This window comes from Streptomyces sp. RPA4-2, assembly GCF_012273515.2.
GTDB lineage: Bacteria > Actinomycetota > Actinomycetes > Streptomycetales > Streptomycetaceae > Streptomyces > Streptomyces kaempferi.
This window is the reverse complement of record NZ_CP050975.2, coordinates 6524385-6542900: the sequence shown is the minus strand read 5'-3', so window position 1 is coordinate 6542900 and position 18516 is coordinate 6524385. Positions and strand designations below refer to the sequence as shown.

Here is an 18516-nt window from a genome sequence, read left to right as displayed (position 1 = left end):
AGGATCTCGCGGGCCGTGGGGATGCGCGGGCTTCGACGGATGCCGCGGGCCTCAGCCGAACACGGCGAGGCTCTTGGCCTTCCCCTTCTGCTCCTCCACCAGCGCAAGGAACTGCCCCGCCGGATCGAAGACGGCCACGGCGCCCGCTCCGGCGTACTCCTCGGGGATCTCCAGGCGCACGCCGTTGAGCAGCAGTCGCGCCCGTCTGTCGTCCACGTCCCAGCGCGGGAACGCGGCCGTGGCGGCCTCCGCGATCGGCATCACGGTCAGCTCCTCCTGGAGCTGGTCGAGGGTACGCGCGCAGTCCAGCTTGTACGGGCCGACGCGGGTACGGCGCAGGGCGGTGAGATGGCCGCCGACGCCCAGGTCCGCGCCGAGGTCGCGGGCGAGCGCCCGGATGTACGTCCCGGACGAGCAGACCACGGAGACGACCAGGTCCAGGACGGGCGTGCCGTCCTCGGCCACGGCGTCCCGGACGTCGTACACGGTGAACGACGAGATCGTCACGGGACGGGCCGGGATCTCGAAGTCCTCGCCCTCACGTGCCCGCTTGTAGGAGCGCACGCCGTCGATCTTGATGGCGCTGACCTTGGACGGCACCTGCATGATGGCGCCGCTGAGCTTGGCGATCCCGGCGTCGACGGCTTCCCGGGTCACCCGGGAGGCGTCGGTGGAGGAGGTGAGGTCGCCCTCGGCGTCGTCCGTCAGCGTGTTCTGGCCGAGCCGGATCGTACCGAGGTACTCCTTCTCGGTGAGCGCGAGGTGCCCGAGGAGCTTGGTCGCCTTCTCGACGCCGAGGACGAGCACGCCCGTCGCCATGGGGTCGAGGGTGCCGGCGTGGCCGACGCGGCGGGTCTTCGCGATGCCCCGCATCTTGGCGACCACGTCGTGCGAGGTGAAGCCCGACGGCTTGTCCACGATGACAAGCCCGTCGGGCGTCCGGAGCTTCTGGGTCATTCGGCGGCGTCGTCCTCGTCCTCGTCGCCCGGCTTCTTGTACGGGTCCGCTTCACCGGCGAAGGCGGCTCCCGCCGAGACCTCACGCACCTTGGCGTCGGAGGCCCGTGCCTTGTCGAGCAGGTCCTCGATGGTCTTGGCGGTGTCCGGCAGGGCGTCCGCGACGAAGGTCAGGGTCGGGGTGAACTTCACGCCCGCCGCCGCGCCGACCGCGGAGCGGAGCACGCCCTTGGCGCTCTCCAGGCCCGCGGCCGCGGCCGCGCGCTCCTCGTCGTCCCCGTACACCGTGTAGAAGACGGTCGCCTCCCGGAGGTCCCCGGTGACCCGGGTGTCCGTGATGGTGACGTGGGTGCCGAGCCGCGGGTCCTTGATCCCGCGCTGCAGCTTCTTGGCCACGACCTCTCGGATGAGGTCCGCCAGCCTCTTGGCACGCGCGTTGTCGGCCACTGGTCCGTCTCCTTCTTCGCCTTGCTTGTTTCGTCAGTCTTCGTCTGTGTGGAGCCTGCGCCGTACCGAGAGCAGTTCCACCTCCGGCCGTGCAGCGACGAACCGTTCGCACCGGTCCAGTACGTCGGTGAGGTGCTCGGTGTCTCCGGAGACCACCGCGAGACCGATCTCGGCCCTGCGGTGAAGGTCCTGGTTGCCCGTCTCCGCCACGCTGATCGCGTACTTCCGCCGGAGTTCGGCGACGATCGGACGGACGAGAGAGCGCTTCTCCTTGAGCGAGTGGACATCGCCGAGGAGCAGATCGAAGGACAGCGTCCCCACATACATGTGTAACCGGATGTCCCGCCGGTACGGGATAGACGGCCTGCCAGTCACTTGGCAGGGACATCAGAACCGTACAACGAACGGGTGGGATGCTCGCCGGGGTTTTTCGCCCCCACATCCTCCGGGGCTCCACCCCGGACCCCGTGGGTCGTTCTTCGACGGCGGGCGGGTGGGGGCCTGTCGCGCAGTTCCCCGCGCCCCGAGACGGGGGCGCGGGGAACTGCGCGATCGTTCAAACGGCAAGCCGGCCGACGGTGATCTCCCACCGCCGGCCAGCTCCAGCCACTGTCTTACGACCGCGGCTTCTCGCGCATCTCGTACGTCGCGATGACGTCGTCGACCTTGATGTCGTTGAAGTTTCCGAGGTTGATACCACCCTCGAAGCCTTCGCGGATCTCGGTGACGTCGTCCTTGAAGCGACGCAGCCCGGAGATGTTGAGGCTCTCCGCGATGACCTTGCCGTCGCGGATGAGGCGCGCCTTGGTGTTGCGCTTGACCTCGCCCGAGCGGACCAGGACACCGGCGATGTTGCCCAGCTTGGACGACTTGAAGACCTCGCGGATCTCCGCCGTACCGAGCTCGACCTCCTCGTACTCCGGCTTGAGCATGCCCTTCAGGGCCGCCTCGATCTCCTCGATGGCCTGGTAGATCACCGAGTAGTACCGGACGTCGACGCCCTCGCGCTCCGCCATCTGCGCCGCGCGGCCCGCTGCGCGGACGTTGAAGCCGATGACGATGGCGTCGGAGCCGGTCGCCAGGTTGATGTCGGACTCGGTGACCGCACCCACACCGCGGTGCAGGACACGGATGTCGACCTCGTCGCCGACGTCGAGCTGGAGCAGCGAGGACTCGAGAGCCTCCACCGAACCGGACGCGTCGCCCTTGATGATGAGGTTGAGTTCCTGCACCAGACCGGCCTTGAGGGCCTCGTCCAGGTTCTCCAGGGAGAACCGGACACCCCGGCGGGCGAAGTTGGCGTTGCGCTCGCGCGCCGCCCGCTTCTCGGCGATCTGACGCGCCGTGCGGTCCTCGTCGACGACCAGGAAGTTGTCGCCGGCGCCCGGGACGTTGGTGAGACCCAGGACCAGGACGGGGGTCGACGGACCCGCTTCCTCGACGTTGTTGCCGTTGTCGTCGAGCATCGCCCGGACACGGCCGTACGCGTCGCCGACCACCATGGTGTCGCCGATGCGCAGCGTGCCGCGCTGGACCAGGACCGTCGAAACGGCACCGCGTCCGCGGTCGAGGTGGGACTCGATCGCAATACCCTGCGCGTCCTGCTCCGGGTTGGCCCGCAGGTCGAGCGAGGCGTCCGCGGTCAGGACCACGGCCTCCAGCAGGGAGTCGATGTTCAGACCCTGCTTGGCGGAGATGTCGACGAACATCGTGTCGCCGCCGTACTCCTCGGCCACCAGACCGAACTCGGTAAGCTGACCGCGCACCTTCGTCGGGTCGGCGCCCTCGACGTCGATCTTGTTGACCGCGACCACGATCGGCACGTCGGCCGCCTTGGCGTGGTTCAGCGCCTCGATCGTCTGGGGCATCACGCCGTCGTTGGCCGCCACCACGAGGATCGCGATGTCGGTCGACTTGGCACCACGGGCACGCATGGCGGTGAACGCCTCGTGACCGGGGGTGTCGATGAAGGTGATCCTGCGCTCTTCACCGTTGACCTCGGTCGCGACCTGGTACGCGCCGATGTGCTGCGTGATACCGCCGGCCTCGCCCGCGACGACGTTCGTCTTGCGGATGGTGTCGAGAAGGCGGGTCTTACCGTGGTCGACGTGACCCATGACGGTCACGACCGGCGGACGGACCACGAGGTCGTCCTCGTCGCCCTCGTCCTCGCCGAACTCGATGTCGAAGGACTCGAGCAGCTCGCGGTCCTCCTCCTCGGGGCTGACGATCTCGAGGACGAAGTTCATCTCGTCCGCGAGGAGCTTCAGCGTCTCGTCGGAGACGGACTGCGTGGCAGTGACCATCTCGCCGAGGTTCATCATCACGCCGACGAGCGACGCCGGGTTGGCGCCGATCTTCTCGGCGAAGTCGGTGAGGGACGCACCGCGCGACAGGCGGACGGACTGTCCGTTGCCGCGAGGCAGCATCACGCCGCCGACCGACGGGGCCTGCATGGCCTCGTACTCCTGGCGCCTCTGCCGCTTCGACTTGCGACCACGACGCGCCGGACCGCCGGGACGGCCGAACGCACCCTGTGTGCCACCACGGCCACCGGGACCACCCGGACGACCGCCGAAGCCGGGACGGCCACCGCCGCCACCGCCGGGACCACCCGGACGGCCGGCGAAACCGCCGCCACCGCCACCGGGACCCGCCGGACGACCGGCGAAACCGCCACCGCCGCCACCGGGACGACCGGCGAAGCCGCCGCCGCCCGGACGACCGCCGCCGCCACCGGGACCACCGGGACGACCGCCGCCGCCACCGGGACCACGGCCACCGGGGCCGCCGCCGGGACGCGGGCTGCCCGCGGCAGGACGCTGCGGCATCATGCCGGGGTTCGGACGGTTGCCACCGGGGCCACCGCCGGGACGCGGAGCGCCACCCTGCGGACGGGGCATGCCGCCCGGGGTCGGACGGGCACCGCCCGGACCGCCCTGCGGACGCGGAGCGCCGCCGGGACCGCCCTGGGGACGGGGACCACGGTCCTGGCCGCCCGCGCCCTGCGGACGCGGACCACCGGGAGCACCGGCGCCACCGGGTCGGGGCGCACCACCCGGACGGGGCGCCTGCGGGCGCGCCATGCCGGTGGAGCCACCCGAGGTGAAGGGGTTGTTGCCCGGACGAGGACCGGCCGGACGGGCACCGGGACGCGGGGACTGGCCGCCGGGACGCGGGGCGCCCTGACGGTCGCCGCGCTCGGGACGGTCGCCGCGCTCGGGACGGTCGCCGCGCTCGGGACGCTCACCGCGGCCCTGGCCACCCTGGCCGGGACCACCGGCGGGACGGGCACCGGGACGCGGGGACTGGCCACCGGGACGCGGGGCGGAACCCGGACGGGCACCCGCGGCCGGAGCCGAGGGAGCCGACGGGGCCGACGGCGGCGCGGTGAACTCGGGAGCGGCCGGCGCCGGAGCCGCGGGAGCGGGCTTCGGAGCGGGCTTGGGACCCGGGGTCGGACGCGGACCCGACGCGGCCGGGGTGACCGGCGCGGCGGCGGGCCGCTCGGAAACAGCCGGCTTCGGGGCCGGCGGGCGCGGGGCAGCCGGACGGGCGGCCTGCGCGGGAGAGGGGGCTGCCGGCCTCGCCGGGGCAGCCTTGCGTGCGGCGGGCTTGCCGCCACCGTTGCCCTGCTGGAGGGCGTCGGTCAGCTTGCGTACTACGGGCGCCTCGATCGTCGACGACGCCGAACGGACGAATTCACCGAGCTCCTGGAGCTTGGCCATGACGACCTTGCTCTCAACCCCGAACTCCTTGGCGAGTTCGTATACCCGGACCTTAGCCACTTCGCTCCTTTTAGGTCCGGGTTGCGTCCGGACCGTCGCTACTTCATGGGCGTACTCATCGCGTGCTCATCGAGTGCTCATCGCAATCTCGACCTACTTCCAACTCGCGGGGTACCAGGGCCGTACGGGGGTTCCGCACGACACGTCTTACGGTGTTGCCTGCTCGACGCAGAGGCGCAACGCCGCTGTGTCGAGCACTCCCTGGGCACGCAGCGCCCGTGGGAACGCCCGGCGGCGTACCGCCAGGTCCAGACAGACCGGGGCGGGGTGTACGTACGCGCCCCGGCCGGGCAGCGTACCGCGATGATCGGGGACGCATTCACCCTCGATCGCCACGACCCGCAGCAGATCAGTCTTGGCCGCTCGCTCCCGGCACCCCACACAGGTGCGTTCAGGGCATGCGCGGGCTCGCGTCCGGCCAGACACTCTTAAGTCTACCTCTCCGCACCGACCTCACCCCTTTGGGGCAAGAATCGAACAGTTGCTGCGCAGATAACTGTCGTGATCCAAGCCACTCGCGGCTTGGATCTATTCCCCGCTCCGGTCCCCGCGCCGGTCCCCACTCCGGTCCCCGCGCCGCTCGGCGGGCTCGTCGGAGGACTGCTCGGTGTCCGGGCGGATGTCGATCCGCCAGCCGGTGAGGCGGGCCGCGAGGCGGGCGTTCTGGCCCTCCTTGCCGATCGCCAGTGACAGCTGGTAGTCGGGGACCGTCACCCGCGCGGAGCGGGCCGCGAGGTCGACGACCTCCACCTTGGACACACGGGCCGGGGACAGCGCGTTCGCCACCATCTCGGCCGGGTCGTCCGACCAGTCGACGATGTCGATCTTCTCGCCGTTCAGCTCGGCCATGACGTTGCGCACCCGGCCGCCCATGGGACCGATGCAGGCGCCCTTGGCGTTCAGGCCCGACCGGGTCGAGCGGACGGCGATCTTCGTGCGGTGGCCGGCCTCGCGGGCGATGGCGGAGATCTCGACGGACCCGTCGGCGATCTCCGGCACCTCCAGCGCGAAGAGCTTCTTCACCAGAGCGGGGTGCGTACGGGACAGCGTCACGGACGGACCGCGCACGCCCTTCGCCACCCGGACGACGTACGAGCGCAGTCGCAGACCGTGCTGGTACGTCTCGCCGGGGACCTGCTCCTGCACGGGCAGGATGGCCTCCAGCTTGCCGATGTCGACCAGCACGTTCTTCGGGTCGCGTCCCTGCTGGACCACGCCCGTCACGATGTCGCCCTCACGTCCGGCGTACTCGCCGAGCGTCGCGTCGTCCTCCGCGTCCCGCAGTCGCTGCAGGATCACCTGTTTGGCGGTGGTCGCGGCGATCCGGCCGAACCCCGACGGGGTGTCGTCGAACTCGCGTACTTCCTGCCCCTCCTCCAGGTCCTCGGGGTCCTCCTTCGCCCACACGGTCACATGACCGGTCTCCCGGTCGAGCTTCACGCGCGCGTGGCGGCGGCTTCCCTCGGTGCGGTGGTAGGCGATGAGGAGGGCCGACTCGATCGCCTCGACCAGCAGGTCGAAGGAGATCTCCTTCTCCCGTACCAAACCCCGCAGGGCACTCATGTCGATGTCCACGGCTACGCCTCCTCTGCGTTCTCTTCGGTCTCTTCGGATACTTCGGGCTCTTCGGGCTTGTCGTTCGCGTTCTTACGGTTGAACTCGACCTGGACACGCGCCTTGGCGATGTCCGCGAGGGCGAGCCGCCTGGTGGTGGGCCTGCGCCCCTTCACACCCGGCACCTCCACGTCGAGGCCGTCGTCGTCGGCGTTCAGGATGCGGGCGACCAGCTCGGCGCCGTCGCCCAGCTGGAACTTCACCAGCCGGTCCGTGGCGCGTACGTAGTGACGGTGCTCCTTGAGCTCGCGCTCGGCACCGGGGGTTCCGACCTCGAGGGTGTACTCCCCCTCGCCCATCGCGTCGCTCTCGTCGAGCTTCGCCGAGAGCGCGCGGCTCACATCGGCGATCTGGTCCAGGTCCGCACCGGCGTCCGAGTCGACGACCACACGCAGCACGCGCTTGCGTCCGACCGAGTCCACCTCGATCTCTTCAAGGTCGAGTCCCTGGGAGCTGACGAGCGGTTCCAGAAGTTCTCGCAGCCTCTCGCTCTGGGTGGTGCTCATCCGGGTGACTCCTCGGCCGCGTGTGCTGTTGTGGGTTGGTCGCGTGTCTGGTCAAAGGGTATCCGGTCGCAGGGGGTGTTGCCGTCCACCGGGGGCGGGCACGGGAAGGCCCGGCGGCTGCCCGGGAACCGGCCCGGCGGAGGCACGGGAGAGCCGCTGGCGGGCGCCGGGTCCCGGCGCGGGTACCGTGATCACGGGCGCGCCGCCCTCCCGTTCGTACGAGCCTTCCGAGGACGTCTGCCGTGTCGTTCACCCCGCCGTCCCGCACCCCGTCGGGTCCGCGCCGAAGGAGCCTGCTCACGTCGGCCGCGGGCGCCGCCGTGCTCGTGGGCTGTTCCGCTCCCGAGTCGTCGTCCCCCGTTACCGCGGGCCGGAGCCCCTCGGCCGCGGACGCCGCACGCGCGCGTGCGGCCCGCGACAGCGAGACGCTCGCGGCGCGCTACGCCGCCGTGATCGTCGCCCATCCGCCGCTGGCGAAGCGGCTGGACCCGCTGCGCACCGAGGTCGTACGGCACGCGCAGGCGTTCGGCGGCACCGGGAGCCGGCCCTCGGCCTCGGCGTCCGCCTCTTCGTCCACGTCTTCGTCCGCCTCTTCGTCCGCGTCCCCTTCGGGCTCTGCCTCCGCGTCGCCCTCGGCCTCCGCCTCCTCGTCGGCTCCGGCTTCCGCGAGTTCCTCGCCCGCCGTGCCGGCCCGCGAGAAGGACGCCCTCGCCGACCTCGCGGCCGCCGAACTCGCCCTGGTGGACCGGCGAACGAAAGCTCTGCTGGACGTGCCGGGAGAGTTGGCCAGACTGCTGGCCTCGGTGGCGGCGGCCGGGGCGGCCCACGCGTTTTTGCTGACGAAGGAGGCGAAGTGAGCTCGACGGGGGCTACGGAACCGGCCGCGAAGGCCGGGAAGACCCGCGAAGCGGGGACGGCCGGAAACGCCGGGCGGAAGGCCGCGGCGACGGAGCTGACGGCCCTGCAGGCAGCGCTGGCCGCCGAGCACGCGGTGGTGTACGGGTACGGGGTCGTCGGCGGCAGGATCGGTGAGTCCCGCCAGGGCGAGGCACGCGCGGCGTACGACGCGCACCGTGCGCGCCGCGACGAACTGGCGCGCGCCATAAGGGACCTGGGCGGACAGCCCGCGCCCGCGGCGGCGGCGTACGCGCTGCCCTTCGCCGTCAAGGACTCCGGCACGGCCGTACGGTTCGCCGCCGAGCTGGAGGAACGTGTGGCCGGGATCTACTCCGACCTGGTGCGCGCCTCCTCGGGCGACCGGCGGAGCTCGGCGGCCGAGGCGCTGCGGGAGGCGGCGGTGCGGGGAGTGCGCTGGCGCGGGGAGAGCGTAGCCTTCCCTGGGCTCGCCGAGCGGACGACCGCCTCGTTCGCGGCGGCGCCCTCCCACACCTGACGCGACTCTCGGAAGGAACCCCTCCCGCATGGACTCCCGCATGGCTTTCGAACCGCCGCAGCGCCTGGTACGGGCGCTCGGCGAGGCGCAGCGGGGCGGGTCCGACGAGGTCAAAGGGGACGACGGGTCGGGCAAGTGGCTGGACCAGCTGGCCGGGGCTCTTCAACAGGCAGTCGGCCTACGTGAGTTGACCGTGGAGCGGGTGCAGGCGCCGGGCGGCCGCAGCAGCCTGGTCGTGCTGGTGCGGCAGGCCGACGGGACGCCCGCGGTACTGAAGCTGGCGCCGGAGCGGGCGCGTCCGGAGAGCGAGCGGGCCGCGCTCGCCCACTGGGGCGGCCGGGGCGCGGTGCAGCTCCTGCCTCCCCTCGGCGCGGTGGGCGACGTCCAAGGAGTGCTGCTGCTGGAGCGGCTGCGGCCCGATCTGTCGGTGCGTTCGCTGCCGGAGGCGAAGGCGTTGCTGGAGGCGGCCGGCACGCTGCGGCGGCTGTGGGTCGAACCGCCCGCCGAGCGGGCGCACGTCTTCGAGACGGTGGCCGAGCGGACCGGGCGGCAGGCCGAGGCGATGCGGGCCGCGGCGGACACCGACGCCGAGGTCGGGGAGCTGGTCGACGCGGCGCTCGCGGCCCGTGAGGAGCTGATCGCCGGCCCGCCCGAGGAGCGGCTGCTGCACGGCACCTTCCGGCAGAGCAAGGTGCTCGCGGGTGAGCGCATGCCCTGGCTGGCCGTGGGCCCGGACCCGGTGATCGGTGAGTGCGCCTTCGATCTGGCCCGGCTGGTCCGTGACCGGGTGGAGGACCTGATCGCCTCGCCCTCGGGGGCCTCGATCACCCGGCGGCGGGTGAAGCGGCTCGCCGAGTCGCTGGAGGTGGACCAGGAGCGGCTGCGCGGCTGGACCCTGTTCCGGGCGGTCGAGTCCGGCGTGCGGGCGCGGCGGGTGGGGCGTGAGCAGGACGCCGAACTGCTGCTGGAGTTCGCCGGCTGGCTCTGAGCCGGCGGGCCTCGCGGCCCGCTCCGAGCACCCGGCCCGGCCGCCCCTCGCCGGATGGCGCGGTGCTGCCCCGTCCTCCGGTCGGCGAGCCGCGGGAAGCAGACCCCGCCGAGCACCCGCGCCGCCCGGGAAGAACACTCCGGGCGGCGGCTTCCAGGACGGACTTCCCGGACGGACTTCCGGCACCGGCTTCCGGCGTAGGCCGGGGCGTGGCAACCCCGGCCGGGCCGTCCGTCCTGCCGACGACGTCTGTCGGCCCGCCTCGGTCAGGCCGTCAGGCCGTCAGGCGCGCGATCGCCTCGTCGACGGTCAGTTCCTCGCGCTCGCCGGTGCGGCGGTCCTTGAGTTCCAGGACGCCCTCGGCCGAGCGGCGCCCGGCGACGAGGATCTGCGGTACGCCGATGAGCTCGGCGTCCGTGAACTTCACGCCCGGGGAGACACCGGCGCGTTCGTCCACCAGGACCCGCACGCCCGCGGCGCCCAGCTTCTCGGAGACGTCGAGGGCCAGCTCGGTCTGCAGCGCCTTGCCCGCGGCGACGACGTGGACGTCGGCGGGGGCGATCTCCTTGGGCCAGCACAGACCCTGCTCGTCCGCCGACTGCTCGGCGAGCGCCGCCACCGCGCGCGAGACGCCGATGCCGTAGGAGCCCATGGTCACGCGGACCGGCTTGCCCTGTTGGCCGAGGACGTCGAGCTGGAAGGTGTCGGCGTACTTGCGGCCGAGCTGGAAGATGTGGCCGATCTCGATGGCGCGGTCCAGCTTGAGGCCGGCGCCGCAGGACGGGCAGGGGTCGCCCTCCTCGACGACGACGACGTCGAGGTAGTCGTCGACCTCGAAGTCACGGCCCGCGACGACGTTCTTCGCGTGCGTGTCGGCCTTGTTCGCGCCCGTGACCCACGCGGTGCCCGGCGCCACCCGCGGGTCGGCGATGTAGCGGACCTTCTCCAGACCCTGCGGCCCGACGTAACCCCGTACGAGGTCGTCGCGGCCCTCGAAGTCCTCGGCCGTCACCAGTTCCACGACGGCGGGCGCGAGGTGCTCACCCAGCTTGCCGAGGTCGACCTCGCGGTCGCCCGGGACGCCGACGGCGACGATCTCGCCGTCGACCTTGACCAGCAGGTTCTTGAGGGTGGCGGAGGCCGGGACGCCGAGGTGCCGGGCGAGCGTGTCGATGGTCGGGGTGTCGGGGGTGTCCAGCTCCTCGACCGGGCCGTGCTCCTCGGAGACGGGCGTGAGCTTGAAGGTCACGGCCTCCGTGTTGGCGGCGTAGTCGCAGGCCGGGCAGTCCACGAAGGTGTCCTCGCCGGCCGCGGCGGGAGCGAGGAACTCCTCGGAGGCGGAGCCGCCCATGGCGCCCGAGACCGCCGAGACGATGCGGTAGTCGAGGCCCAGCCGGGCGAAGATCTTCTGGTACGCGGCACGGTGCAGCGCGTAGGACTCGGCCAGGCCTTCGTCCGTGGTGTCGAAGGAGTACGAGTCCTTCATCTGGAACTCGCGGCCGCGCAGCACGCCGGAGCGCGGGCGGGCCTCGTCCCGGTACTTGGTCTGGATCTGGTAGAGCATGACCGGCAGGTCCTTGTAGGACGCGACCTGGTCCTTCACCACCAGGGTGAAGATCTCCTCGTGGGTGGGGCCGAGCAGGTACTCGCCGCCCTTGCGGTCCTGGAGGCGGAACAGCAGGTCGCCGTACTCCTCCCAGCGGGCCGAGGCCTCGTAGGGCTCCTTGGGGAGGAGGGCCGGCAGCAGGACCTCCTGGGCGCCGATGGCGTCCATCTCCTCGCGCACGACCCGGGAGATGTTGTCGAGGACCTTCTTGCCGAGCGGCAGCCAGGTCCAGATGCCGGCGGCGTTGCGGCGCACATAGCCGGCGCGGACGAGCAGCTTGTGGCTGAGCGTCTCGGCGTCGGCCGGGTCGTCACGCAGTGTCTTGACCATCAAACGGGACATGCGCTGGACCTGGGCCATGGTTCTCGACTCCTGCTGCGTAAGGGTGATGGCAAGGAGGTTAGCCGGGGGGCCGCCGTCCCCGGAAATCCGTTTCGCCCCGGGGCCGCCCGTCAGGGGCGCCGCAGTGGCAGTGGCGCGCCCATCACCGCGTACGGTTTCGGCGCGCTCGGGAAGAGGACCTGGCGTGCCAGGTCCTCGTAGCCCAGCGAGTGGTACAGGCCGCGGGCGGGACTGTCCGTGTCGATGGCCGAGAGGATCGAGCGGGGTAGGGCCGCGCTGTCCGTGATGCCGGTGATCAGGGCGCGGCCCGCGCCGCGGTTCTGGTAGCGCGGGTGGACGTGCAGCTCGGTGATGACGAAGGAGTCGTCGAGCCAGGTGTCGTTGCCCCGCGTCCGCAGATAGGGCTCGACGACGGTCGACCACCAGTGCCCACGGTCGTTGGGCATGCCGTAGACGAATCCGACGAGCCGTCCGTCGACGGTGGTGGCCCCGAGGGCGCGGGCTCCCGGGCTGGTGAGGTGGCGCAGCACGATCTGCCGGCGGACGGCGATCTCGTCGGGGCCCAGCCCGAAGGCGAGCGCCTGGACGGCGAGCGCCTCGTCGACGCGCGCGGCGAGATCCAGCGGGCCGATGACCACGTCGTCGGGGGTGCGGGGCCCCTGACCGGGAAAGCGCAGCATGCCGGGGAGACTACAGGGCACGTACGAGGCTCAGAGCGGCTCCGCGGCGCGGTGGCCGCGGGTGTGGCCGGCGGTGTAGCTAGAACAGGACGCTCATGAACGCCCCGACCTCCTGGAAGCCCACGCGTCGGTAGGTCGCGCGGGCGGCCGTGTTGAAATCGTTGACGTAGAGGCTGACGAGGGGGGCGACGTCCGCGAGGGCGTAGCGCAGGACCGCCGCCATGCCGGGGGCCGCGAACCCCTGGCCCCGGTACTCGGGGGCGACCCAGACGCCCTGGATCTGACAGGCCTGGGTGGTGGCGGCGCCGATCTCGGCCTTGAAGACGACCCTGCCGTTCTGGTCGAGGCGGGCGAACGAGCGTCCGGTGCCGACGAGTTCGGCCACCCGCGCCTGGTAGAGGAGGCCGCCGTCGCCGGCGAGCGGCGAGACGCCGACCTCCTCGGTGAACATGGCCACGCACGCCGGCATGATCGTCTCCATCTCGTCCTTACGGATGCGGCGGAGGTAGGGGTCCGGGGCGATGTCGGCGGGGAGGCGGTCGGTGACCATGAGGGGCTGGTGGCGGCGGACCTCGCGGGCGGGGCCCCAGCTCGGTTCGAGCAGCCGCCACAGCTGGGCGGTGGCCTCGACGGGGCCGACGATCGAGGAGCAGCGGCGGCCGGCCCGGCGGGCGCGGTCGGCGAAGCCGCGGACGGCTCGGGGGGTCGCACAGATCGGGACCAGGTTGGCTCCGGCGTAGCAGAGGGACTGCAGCATGCCGTCCTCGTACCAGCCCCACATCTCGCCGCCGAGCCGCCAGGGGTCGAGGCCGGCGATCTGCACCCGGGATGCGACGAAGGCGTTGGCGACCGGCTCACGGCCGAGCACGGCGAGCGCGGCGTCCAGGTCACTCGGTTCGAGGACCCTGGTGGTGGTCTGGGTCAACACGTACGGGGGCCTCACCCTGGGGTCTACTGATCTCCGCACTGTACCTGGCGAGGTTGCGGGGCGCCGCCCCTTGTACGGGGGTGGACCTTCGGCCGCGGGGGGTCTCGGACTCAGGGAGTGTTCGGCTGCGGCTGGGTGGGGGCTGAGCGCGTAGTTCCCGGCGCCCCTGAACGCGGCGGGGAGTTGGTGATTTCGGGCGGAGTGGACGGCCCCGGGCTCCGTCTCGACCTGGCGGGCCGGACGTGCCCCGTCAGCGGCGCGGGGAACTGCGCGACCAGCCCCCACTGCCCGCGGCCGAGGGACGGCTCGGGCAGGGAGGCGGGGGCTCGGGCAGGGAGGCGGGGCGAAGACCAGGGACGGGGGGCGTCAGCCCGCCACGGCCACCGAAGGCTCGCCGGAGGCGACCCCGTCGGCCTCCATCTGCTCGGCGAGCTTCATCGCTTCCTCGATGAGGGTCTCCACGATCTTCGACTCGGGCACGGTCTTGATGACCTCGCCCTTGACGAAGATCTGCCCCTTGCCGTTGCCGGAGGCGACGCCGAGGTCGGCCTCGCGGGCCTCGCCCGGTCCGTTCACCACGCAGCCCATGACGGCGACGCGCAGGGGGACCTCCATGCCGGTCAGACCCGCGGTGACCTCTTCGGCCAGCTTGTACACGTCGACCTGGGCGCGGCCGCAGGACGGGCAGGAGACGATCTCCAGGCCGCGCTGCTTGAGGTTGAGGGACTCCAGGATCTGGAGGCCGACCTTGATCTCCTCGACGGGCGGGGCCGAGAGGGAGACCCGGATCGTGTCGCCGATGCCCTCGGACAGCAGCGCGCCGAAGGCGACCGCCGACTTGATCGTGCCCTGGAAGGCGGGGCCCGCCTCCGTCACACCCAGGTGGAGGGGGTAGTCGCAGGCGGCGGCCAGCTGCCGGTAGGCGTTGACCATGACGACCGGGTCGTTGTGCTTGACCGAGATCTTGATGTCCCGGAAGTCGTGCTCCTCGAAGAGGGACGCCTCCCACAGCGCCGACTCGACGAGCGCCTCCGGCGTCGCCTTGCCGTACTTCTGGAGCAGGCGCCGGTCGAGCGAGCCCGCGTTGACGCCGATCCGGATCGGGGTGCCGGTGTCCTTCGCGGCCCGGGCGATCTCCTTGACCTGGTCGTCGAACTGCTTGATGTTGCCGGGGTTGACGCGCACCGCGGCACAGCCCGCGTTGATCGCCGCGAAGACGTACTTCGGCTGGAAGTGGATGTCCGCGATCACCGGGATCTGCGACTTGCGGGCGATCGTCGCGAGGGCGTCCGCGTCGTCCTGGGTCGGGCAGGCGACCCGGACGATCTGGCAGCCGGACGCCGTCAGCTCGGCGATCTGCTGCAGCGTGGCGCCGATGTCCGACGTACGCGTGGTCGTCATCGACTGCACCGAGACGGGTGCGTCTCCACCCACGGCCACGGTTCCGACCTGGATCTGCCGGCTCTTCCGGCGCTCGGCGAGCTTGGTCGGAACGGACGGCATGCCGAGAGAAATCGCAGTCATCTGCTGTGCAACCCCAAGTTGTGGATCAAGGTCCCGGAATCGTGGGCTCCAGGCTCCGAGATTACGGCACGGAGGTGTACGGAGGCACATGACGTCCTGCGGTCCACTCGATGACGTTGTAGGGCGAGCGGCCCGACATGGAGACGGTTCCCCCTGGGCAGCCTGTCCGGATGGAACCCTGTCCGGCCGATCGCCGGGCCCTCAGGCGACCCGTTCGGCATCCAGTACGGTGCGGATCCTCAGTGATGGCACGGTTCGCTGAAAGACGGGCCGCAGCGGCGACCAGGTGATCCGGCGCTGTCATCCCGCGGGCCTCCTGAAGGTCCTGGCGACGCTCCAGGCAGACCGCATCGCCCGCGGATGCGCCCAGTGAGGGGGTATTCCGCGATGGGAACCTACGAAAACCGCACACGTGAAGAAGCGAAGAAGCCCCGCCCTTCATCCATGTGAGTTACACGGGTGAAGGGCGGGGCACGGGCGGCGGGGCCGCCCGGACGGGTGCTCCGTCAGCTGATGCGGACCGGGTTGACCACGTCCGCGATCAAGACGAGAAGCGTGAAGCAGACGAAGATCCCGGCCACCACGTAGGCCACCGGCATCAGCTTCGCGACGTCGAACGGACCCGGGTCGGGCCGCTTGAGCACCTTCGCCGCGTTCCGCCGCAGCGACTCCCACAGCGCGCCCGCGATGTGCCCGCCGTCGAGCGGGAGCAGCGGGAGCATGTTGAACAGGAAGAGGGAGAGGTTGAAGCCCGCGACCAGCAGCAGCATCATCGCGACCTGCTGGGAGGCCGGGATGTCGAGGGTGAAGACGTCACCGCCGATCCGGGCCGCTCCGACCACGCCCATCGGGGAGTCCGCCTTGCGCGGGCCGTCGCCGAAGGCCGCGTTCCACAGGTCGGGGATCTTGCCGGGCAGCGAGACCAGCGACTCGACGCCGTTCTGCATCATGTCGCCCATGCGGTTCACGGACTGACCGAACGACTGCTGGACGATGCCGGAGGCGGGGGTGAAGCCGAGGAAGCCCGCGTACACGTACTTGCCCTCGACGTAGCCGCCGTTGCCGTCGGTCTTGCTGACCTGGTTCTTGATCAGGTGGGTCTTGAGGTCAAGCCGCTGGCCCTTGCGCTCGACCGTGATGGTGACGTCCTTGCCGGGGTTGGAGCGGATGTCGGACTGCAGGGCCGACCAGTCGCCGACCGTCCTGCCGTCGAACGCGACGATCTTGTCGCCGCCCCTGAGCCCGGCCGCCTTGGCGGGCGCGGCCTCGTCGCTCGCCGCGCACTTGGAGCGGTTCTCGCTCTGCTGGATGACACAGTCCGAGACCTTGCCGACCGTGGTGGTCTGGGTCTGCACGCCGAACGTCATCATCACGCCGAGGAAGATCGCGACGGCCAGGATCAGGTTCATGAACGGGCCCGCGAACATCACGATCACGCGCTTCCACGGCTTGCGCGTGTAGAAGAGGCGGGTCTCGTCACCGGGCTTGAGCTCTTCGAAGGCGGCGGACCTGGCGTCCTCGATCATGCCCCGGAAGGGGGAGGTCGAGCGTGCCTCGATCCGGCCGTCGGGACCCGGCGGGAACATCCCGATCATGCGGATGTAGCCACCGAGCGGGACCGCCTTCACCCCGTACTCGGTGTCGCCCTTCTTCCGCGACCAGATGGTCGGCCCGAAGCCGACCATGTACTGCGGCACACGGATACCGAAGAGCTTGGCCGTCGACAGATGTCCCAGCTCGTGCCAGGCGATCGAGATGAGCAGGCCGACCGCGAAGACGACTATGCCGAGGATCATCATCAGGGTCGTCATGCACGAGCCTCCGCGGTTGTCGTCTGTGCCGTCAGTTCACGGGCCCGGGCACGCGCCCAGGTCTCCGCTTCGAGGACGTCCGCCACCGTCAGGGAAGTTCCCGATCGGGGTGTTCCGTGTTCCTCGACCACCCGCGTGACGGTCTCCATGATCCCATTGAACGGCAGTGTGCCGTTCAGGAACGCGTCGACGCACTCCTCGTTGGCGGCATTGAACACCGCCGGGGCCGTGCCCGCGAGCCGGCCCACGTGCCGGGCGAGTCCGACCGAGGGGAACGCCTCGTTGTCGAGCGGGAAGAACTCCCAGCTCGACGCCTTGGTCCAGTCGCAGGCCGGGGCCGCGTCGGGGACGCGCTCCGGCCAGCCGAGACCGATGGCGATCGGCCCCCGCATGTCGGGGGGCGTCGCCTGGGCCAGTGTCGATCCGTCCGTGTACTCAACCATCGAGTGGACATACGACTGCGGGTGCACGACCACCTCAATGCGATCGAAGGGAATGTCGTAGAGGAGGTGCGCCTCGATGACTTCCAGCCCCTTGTTGACCAGGGTCGCGGAGTTGATCGTGATGACCGGTCCCATGGCCCAGGTCGGGTGGGCCAGGGCGTCGGCGGGTGTGACGTCCGCCAGCTCCGCCTTCGTGCGGCCCCGGAAGGGTCCTCCGGAGGCGGTCACGACCAGCTTGCGGACGTCCGCGCGGGTGCCGGCCGCCAGGGCCTGGAACAGGGCCGCGTGCTCGGAGTCGACGGGAATGATCTGTCCCGGCTTGGCCAGCGCCTTCACCAGCGGGCCGCCGACGATGAGCGACTCCTTGTTGGCGAGCGCGAGGGTGCGGCCCGCCTCCAGGGCGGCGAGGGTCGGGGCGAGGCCGATGGAGCCGGTGATGCCGTTGAGGACGGTGTGACCGTCGGATCCGGCGAGGTGGGTGGCGGCGTCGGCTCCCGCGAGGATCTCGGGGAGCGGCTCACCGGCGGCGTACTGGGCGGCCAGTGCCTCCCGCAGCGCGGGTACGGCGTCCTCGCGCGCGACGGCGACCGTGCGCACCCGCAGTCGGTGGGCCTGCTCGGCGAGCAGTCCGACCCTGCCGCCGGCGGCGGAGAGCCCGGTGACGCGGAAGCGGTCGGGGTTGCGCAGCACGAGGTCGATGGCCTGGGTCCCGATCGACCCGGTGGAGCCGAGGATCACGACATCCCGGACTCCGTCCACGGGGTCGAAGACAAGATGCGGATCAGCGAGGGGGGCTGGACTGTCGCTCATCCCCCCATTGTGGCCGCAAAGCGGGCCGCGCAGGACAGGGCTCCCCTCTTCCGCCTCCGCCCTCATTAGCACCCCGGCGTACCGGAGGACGTGAAATCACCCTTTGTGAATCTCACGTGAAGATCACGTGATAGCACTTCACCACTGGCCGGTGGACGACCGGCCGGGGAACGACACCCTGGGGGGGTTCTCATGCGGATACGCGCTGCCCTGCCCGCGCTCGCGGGCGCCGTGGCACTGACAGGCACGTTTCTTCTCAGCACTCCGGCGCAGGCCGCCGGCGGTGTGACCATCCATCACGTCTGGTTCGACAGCCCGGGCTCCGACAACCGCTCCAACGCGAGCCTCAACGGCGAGTGGGTGCAGCTCAGGAACACCGGTTCCGCGGCGGTCTCGCTCAAGGGCTGGGTCCTGAAGGACGTGTCGAACCACCGGTACACCTTCCCCAACGTGAAGATCGGGGCGGGCAGGACCATGAAGGTGCACACCGGAAGCGGTACGGACACCACGGCGGACAAGTACCAGCACCGCCGCGCGTACGTCTGGAACAACACCAGTGACACGGCCACGCTCACGAAGGCGAGCGGCTCCAAGGTCGACTCGTGCTCGTGGACGACGCGGGATCCCAGCGACAAGTACTGCTGATCCCCGGGCGCCCCGCCGCCCGGGGGTACCCGGGC

The 18516-nt window shown here is 71.1% G+C and carries 17 protein-coding genes; 4 read left to right on the top strand and 13 right to left on the bottom strand.

The genetic code is table 11. The annotated features are described in order from the left end of the window. Positions 1 to 51: 51 nt before the first annotated feature. From truB to rimP, 7 genes are all read right to left on the bottom strand, one after another. Positions 52 to 957: a tRNA pseudouridine(55) synthase TruB gene (gene truB / locus HEP85_RS28760; RefSeq protein WP_168530491.1), complete on the bottom strand. Its 906-nt coding sequence runs from the start codon at positions 955 to 957 to the stop codon at positions 52 to 54. Further along, positions 954 to 1403 (bottom strand): 30S ribosome-binding factor RbfA, encoded by a 450-nt coding sequence (rbfA, locus tag HEP85_RS28755; protein WP_329290832.1) that lies wholly within the window; start codon positions 1401 to 1403, stop codon positions 954 to 956. Before rbfA ends, truB begins: the two co-directional genes overlap by 4 nt. 33 nt (positions 1404 to 1436) lie before the next feature. Further along, the gene (locus HEP85_RS28750; RefSeq protein ID WP_168530489.1) at positions 1437 to 1730 is read right to left on the bottom strand and encodes a DUF503 domain-containing protein; all 294 of its coding nucleotides are present in this window, start codon (positions 1728 to 1730) and stop codon (positions 1437 to 1439) included. A gap of 287 nt (positions 1731 to 2017) precedes the next feature. Continuing rightward, positions 2018 to 5191: a translation initiation factor IF-2 gene (infB, locus tag HEP85_RS28745; protein ID WP_356012991.1), complete on the bottom strand. Its 3174-nt coding sequence runs from the start codon at positions 5189 to 5191 to the stop codon at positions 2018 to 2020. A gap of 147 nt (positions 5192 to 5338) precedes the next feature. After that, on the bottom strand, positions 5339 to 5617 hold the full coding sequence (locus tag HEP85_RS28740) for a YlxR family protein (RefSeq protein WP_168530488.1): 279 nt from the start codon (positions 5615 to 5617) through the stop codon (positions 5339 to 5341). Positions 5618 to 5719: 102 nt separating this feature from the next. After that, positions 5720 to 6766, bottom strand: coding sequence for a transcription termination factor NusA (gene nusA / locus HEP85_RS28735; RefSeq protein WP_168530487.1), 1047 nt, complete (start codon positions 6764 to 6766; stop codon positions 5720 to 5722). 2 nt (positions 6767 to 6768) lie between these two features. Then, positions 6769 to 7311, bottom strand: coding sequence for a ribosome maturation factor RimP (rimP, locus tag HEP85_RS28730; RefSeq protein WP_168530486.1), 543 nt, complete (start codon positions 7309 to 7311; stop codon positions 6769 to 6771). Between the two features lie 242 nt (positions 7312 to 7553). On the opposite strand from rimP, the gene HEP85_RS28725 reads away from it, so the two are divergent. The 3 genes from HEP85_RS28725 (at position 7554) to HEP85_RS28715 (ending at position 9692) form a co-directional block, all read left to right on the top strand. Next, the gene (locus tag HEP85_RS28725) at positions 7554 to 8168 is read left to right on the top strand and encodes a hypothetical protein (protein WP_369657879.1); all 615 of its coding nucleotides are present in this window, start codon (positions 7554 to 7556) and stop codon (positions 8166 to 8168) included. A 95-nt stretch (positions 8169 to 8263) separates the two neighbouring features. After that, on the top strand, positions 8264 to 8704 hold the full coding sequence (locus HEP85_RS28720; protein ID WP_248002527.1) for a ferritin-like domain-containing protein: 441 nt from the start codon (positions 8264 to 8266) through the stop codon (positions 8702 to 8704). 40 nt (positions 8705 to 8744) lie between these two features. After that, positions 8745 to 9692 (top strand): aminoglycoside phosphotransferase family protein, encoded by a 948-nt coding sequence (locus tag HEP85_RS28715; RefSeq protein WP_369657878.1) that lies wholly within the window; start codon positions 8745 to 8747, stop codon positions 9690 to 9692. Between the two features lie 274 nt (positions 9693 to 9966). Here HEP85_RS28715 and HEP85_RS28710 read toward each other — a convergent pair whose 3' ends face one another. From HEP85_RS28710 to dxr, 6 genes are all read right to left on the bottom strand, one after another. Next, positions 9967 to 11658, bottom strand: coding sequence for a proline--tRNA ligase (locus tag HEP85_RS28710; protein WP_168530483.1), 1692 nt, complete (start codon positions 11656 to 11658; stop codon positions 9967 to 9969). A gap of 92 nt (positions 11659 to 11750) precedes the next feature. Beyond that, complete coding sequence (locus HEP85_RS28705) at positions 11751 to 12320, bottom strand: GNAT family N-acetyltransferase (protein WP_168530482.1); 570 nt, start codon at positions 12318 to 12320, stop codon at positions 11751 to 11753. Positions 12321 to 12399: 79 nt separating this feature from the next. Beyond that, the gene (locus tag HEP85_RS28700) at positions 12400 to 13248 is read right to left on the bottom strand and encodes a GNAT family N-acetyltransferase (RefSeq protein ID WP_168530481.1); all 849 of its coding nucleotides are present in this window, start codon (positions 13246 to 13248) and stop codon (positions 12400 to 12402) included. Positions 13249 to 13614: 366 nt separating this feature from the next. Continuing rightward, entirely contained in the window at positions 13615 to 14772 is a 1158-nt protein-coding gene (ispG, locus tag HEP85_RS28695) for a flavodoxin-dependent (E)-4-hydroxy-3-methylbut-2-enyl-diphosphate synthase (RefSeq protein ID WP_168530480.1), read from the bottom strand. 506 nt (positions 14773 to 15278) lie between these two features. Further along, the gene (locus HEP85_RS28690) at positions 15279 to 16583 is read right to left on the bottom strand and encodes an RIP metalloprotease (RefSeq protein ID WP_168530479.1); all 1305 of its coding nucleotides are present in this window, start codon (positions 16581 to 16583) and stop codon (positions 15279 to 15281) included. Next, on the bottom strand, positions 16580 to 17836 hold the full coding sequence (gene dxr / locus HEP85_RS28685; protein ID WP_168530478.1) for a 1-deoxy-D-xylulose-5-phosphate reductoisomerase: 1257 nt from the start codon (positions 17834 to 17836) through the stop codon (positions 16580 to 16582). The genes HEP85_RS28690 and dxr overlap by 4 nt, the downstream gene beginning before the upstream one ends. Before the next feature lie 192 nt (positions 17837 to 18028). Between dxr and HEP85_RS28680 the strand changes: the two genes are divergently transcribed. After that, the gene (locus tag HEP85_RS28680; RefSeq protein WP_168530477.1) at positions 18029 to 18481 is read left to right on the top strand and encodes a lamin tail domain-containing protein; all 453 of its coding nucleotides are present in this window, start codon (positions 18029 to 18031) and stop codon (positions 18479 to 18481) included. Positions 18482 to 18516: the final 35 nt, after the last annotated feature.

What these genes read in the sequence shown, in the direction of transcription:
- HEP85_RS28680 (WP_168530477.1), top strand. Translation starts at nt 18,029, where the DNA reads ATGCGGATACGCGCTGCCCTGCCCGCGCTCGCGGGCGCCGTGGCACTG.
- truB (WP_168530491.1), bottom strand. Translation starts at nt 957, where the DNA reads ATGACCCAGAAGCTCCGGACGCCCGACGGGCTTGTCATCGTGGACAAG.
- HEP85_RS28715 (WP_369657878.1), top strand. Translation starts at nt 8,745, where the DNA reads ATGGCTTTCGAACCGCCGCAGCGCCTGGTACGGGCGCTCGGCGAGGCG.
- dxr (WP_168530478.1), bottom strand. Translation starts at nt 17,836, where the DNA reads ATGAGCGACAGTCCAGCCCCCCTCGCTGATCCGCATCTTGTCTTCGAC.
- ispG (WP_168530480.1), bottom strand. Translation starts at nt 14,772, where the DNA reads ATGACTGCGATTTCTCTCGGCATGCCGTCCGTTCCGACCAAGCTCGCC.
- HEP85_RS28710 (WP_168530483.1), bottom strand. Translation starts at nt 11,658, where the DNA reads ATGGCCCAGGTCCAGCGCATGTCCCGTTTGATGGTCAAGACACTGCGT.
- HEP85_RS28750 (WP_168530489.1), bottom strand. Translation starts at nt 1,730, where the DNA reads ATGTATGTGGGGACGCTGTCCTTCGATCTGCTCCTCGGCGATGTCCAC.
- HEP85_RS28705 (WP_168530482.1), bottom strand. Translation starts at nt 12,320, where the DNA reads ATGCTGCGCTTTCCCGGTCAGGGGCCCCGCACCCCCGACGACGTGGTC.
- HEP85_RS28690 (WP_168530479.1), bottom strand. Translation starts at nt 16,583, where the DNA reads ATGACGACCCTGATGATGATCCTCGGCATAGTCGTCTTCGCGGTCGGC.
- rimP (WP_168530486.1), bottom strand. Translation starts at nt 7,311, where the DNA reads ATGAGCACCACCCAGAGCGAGAGGCTGCGAGAACTTCTGGAACCGCTC.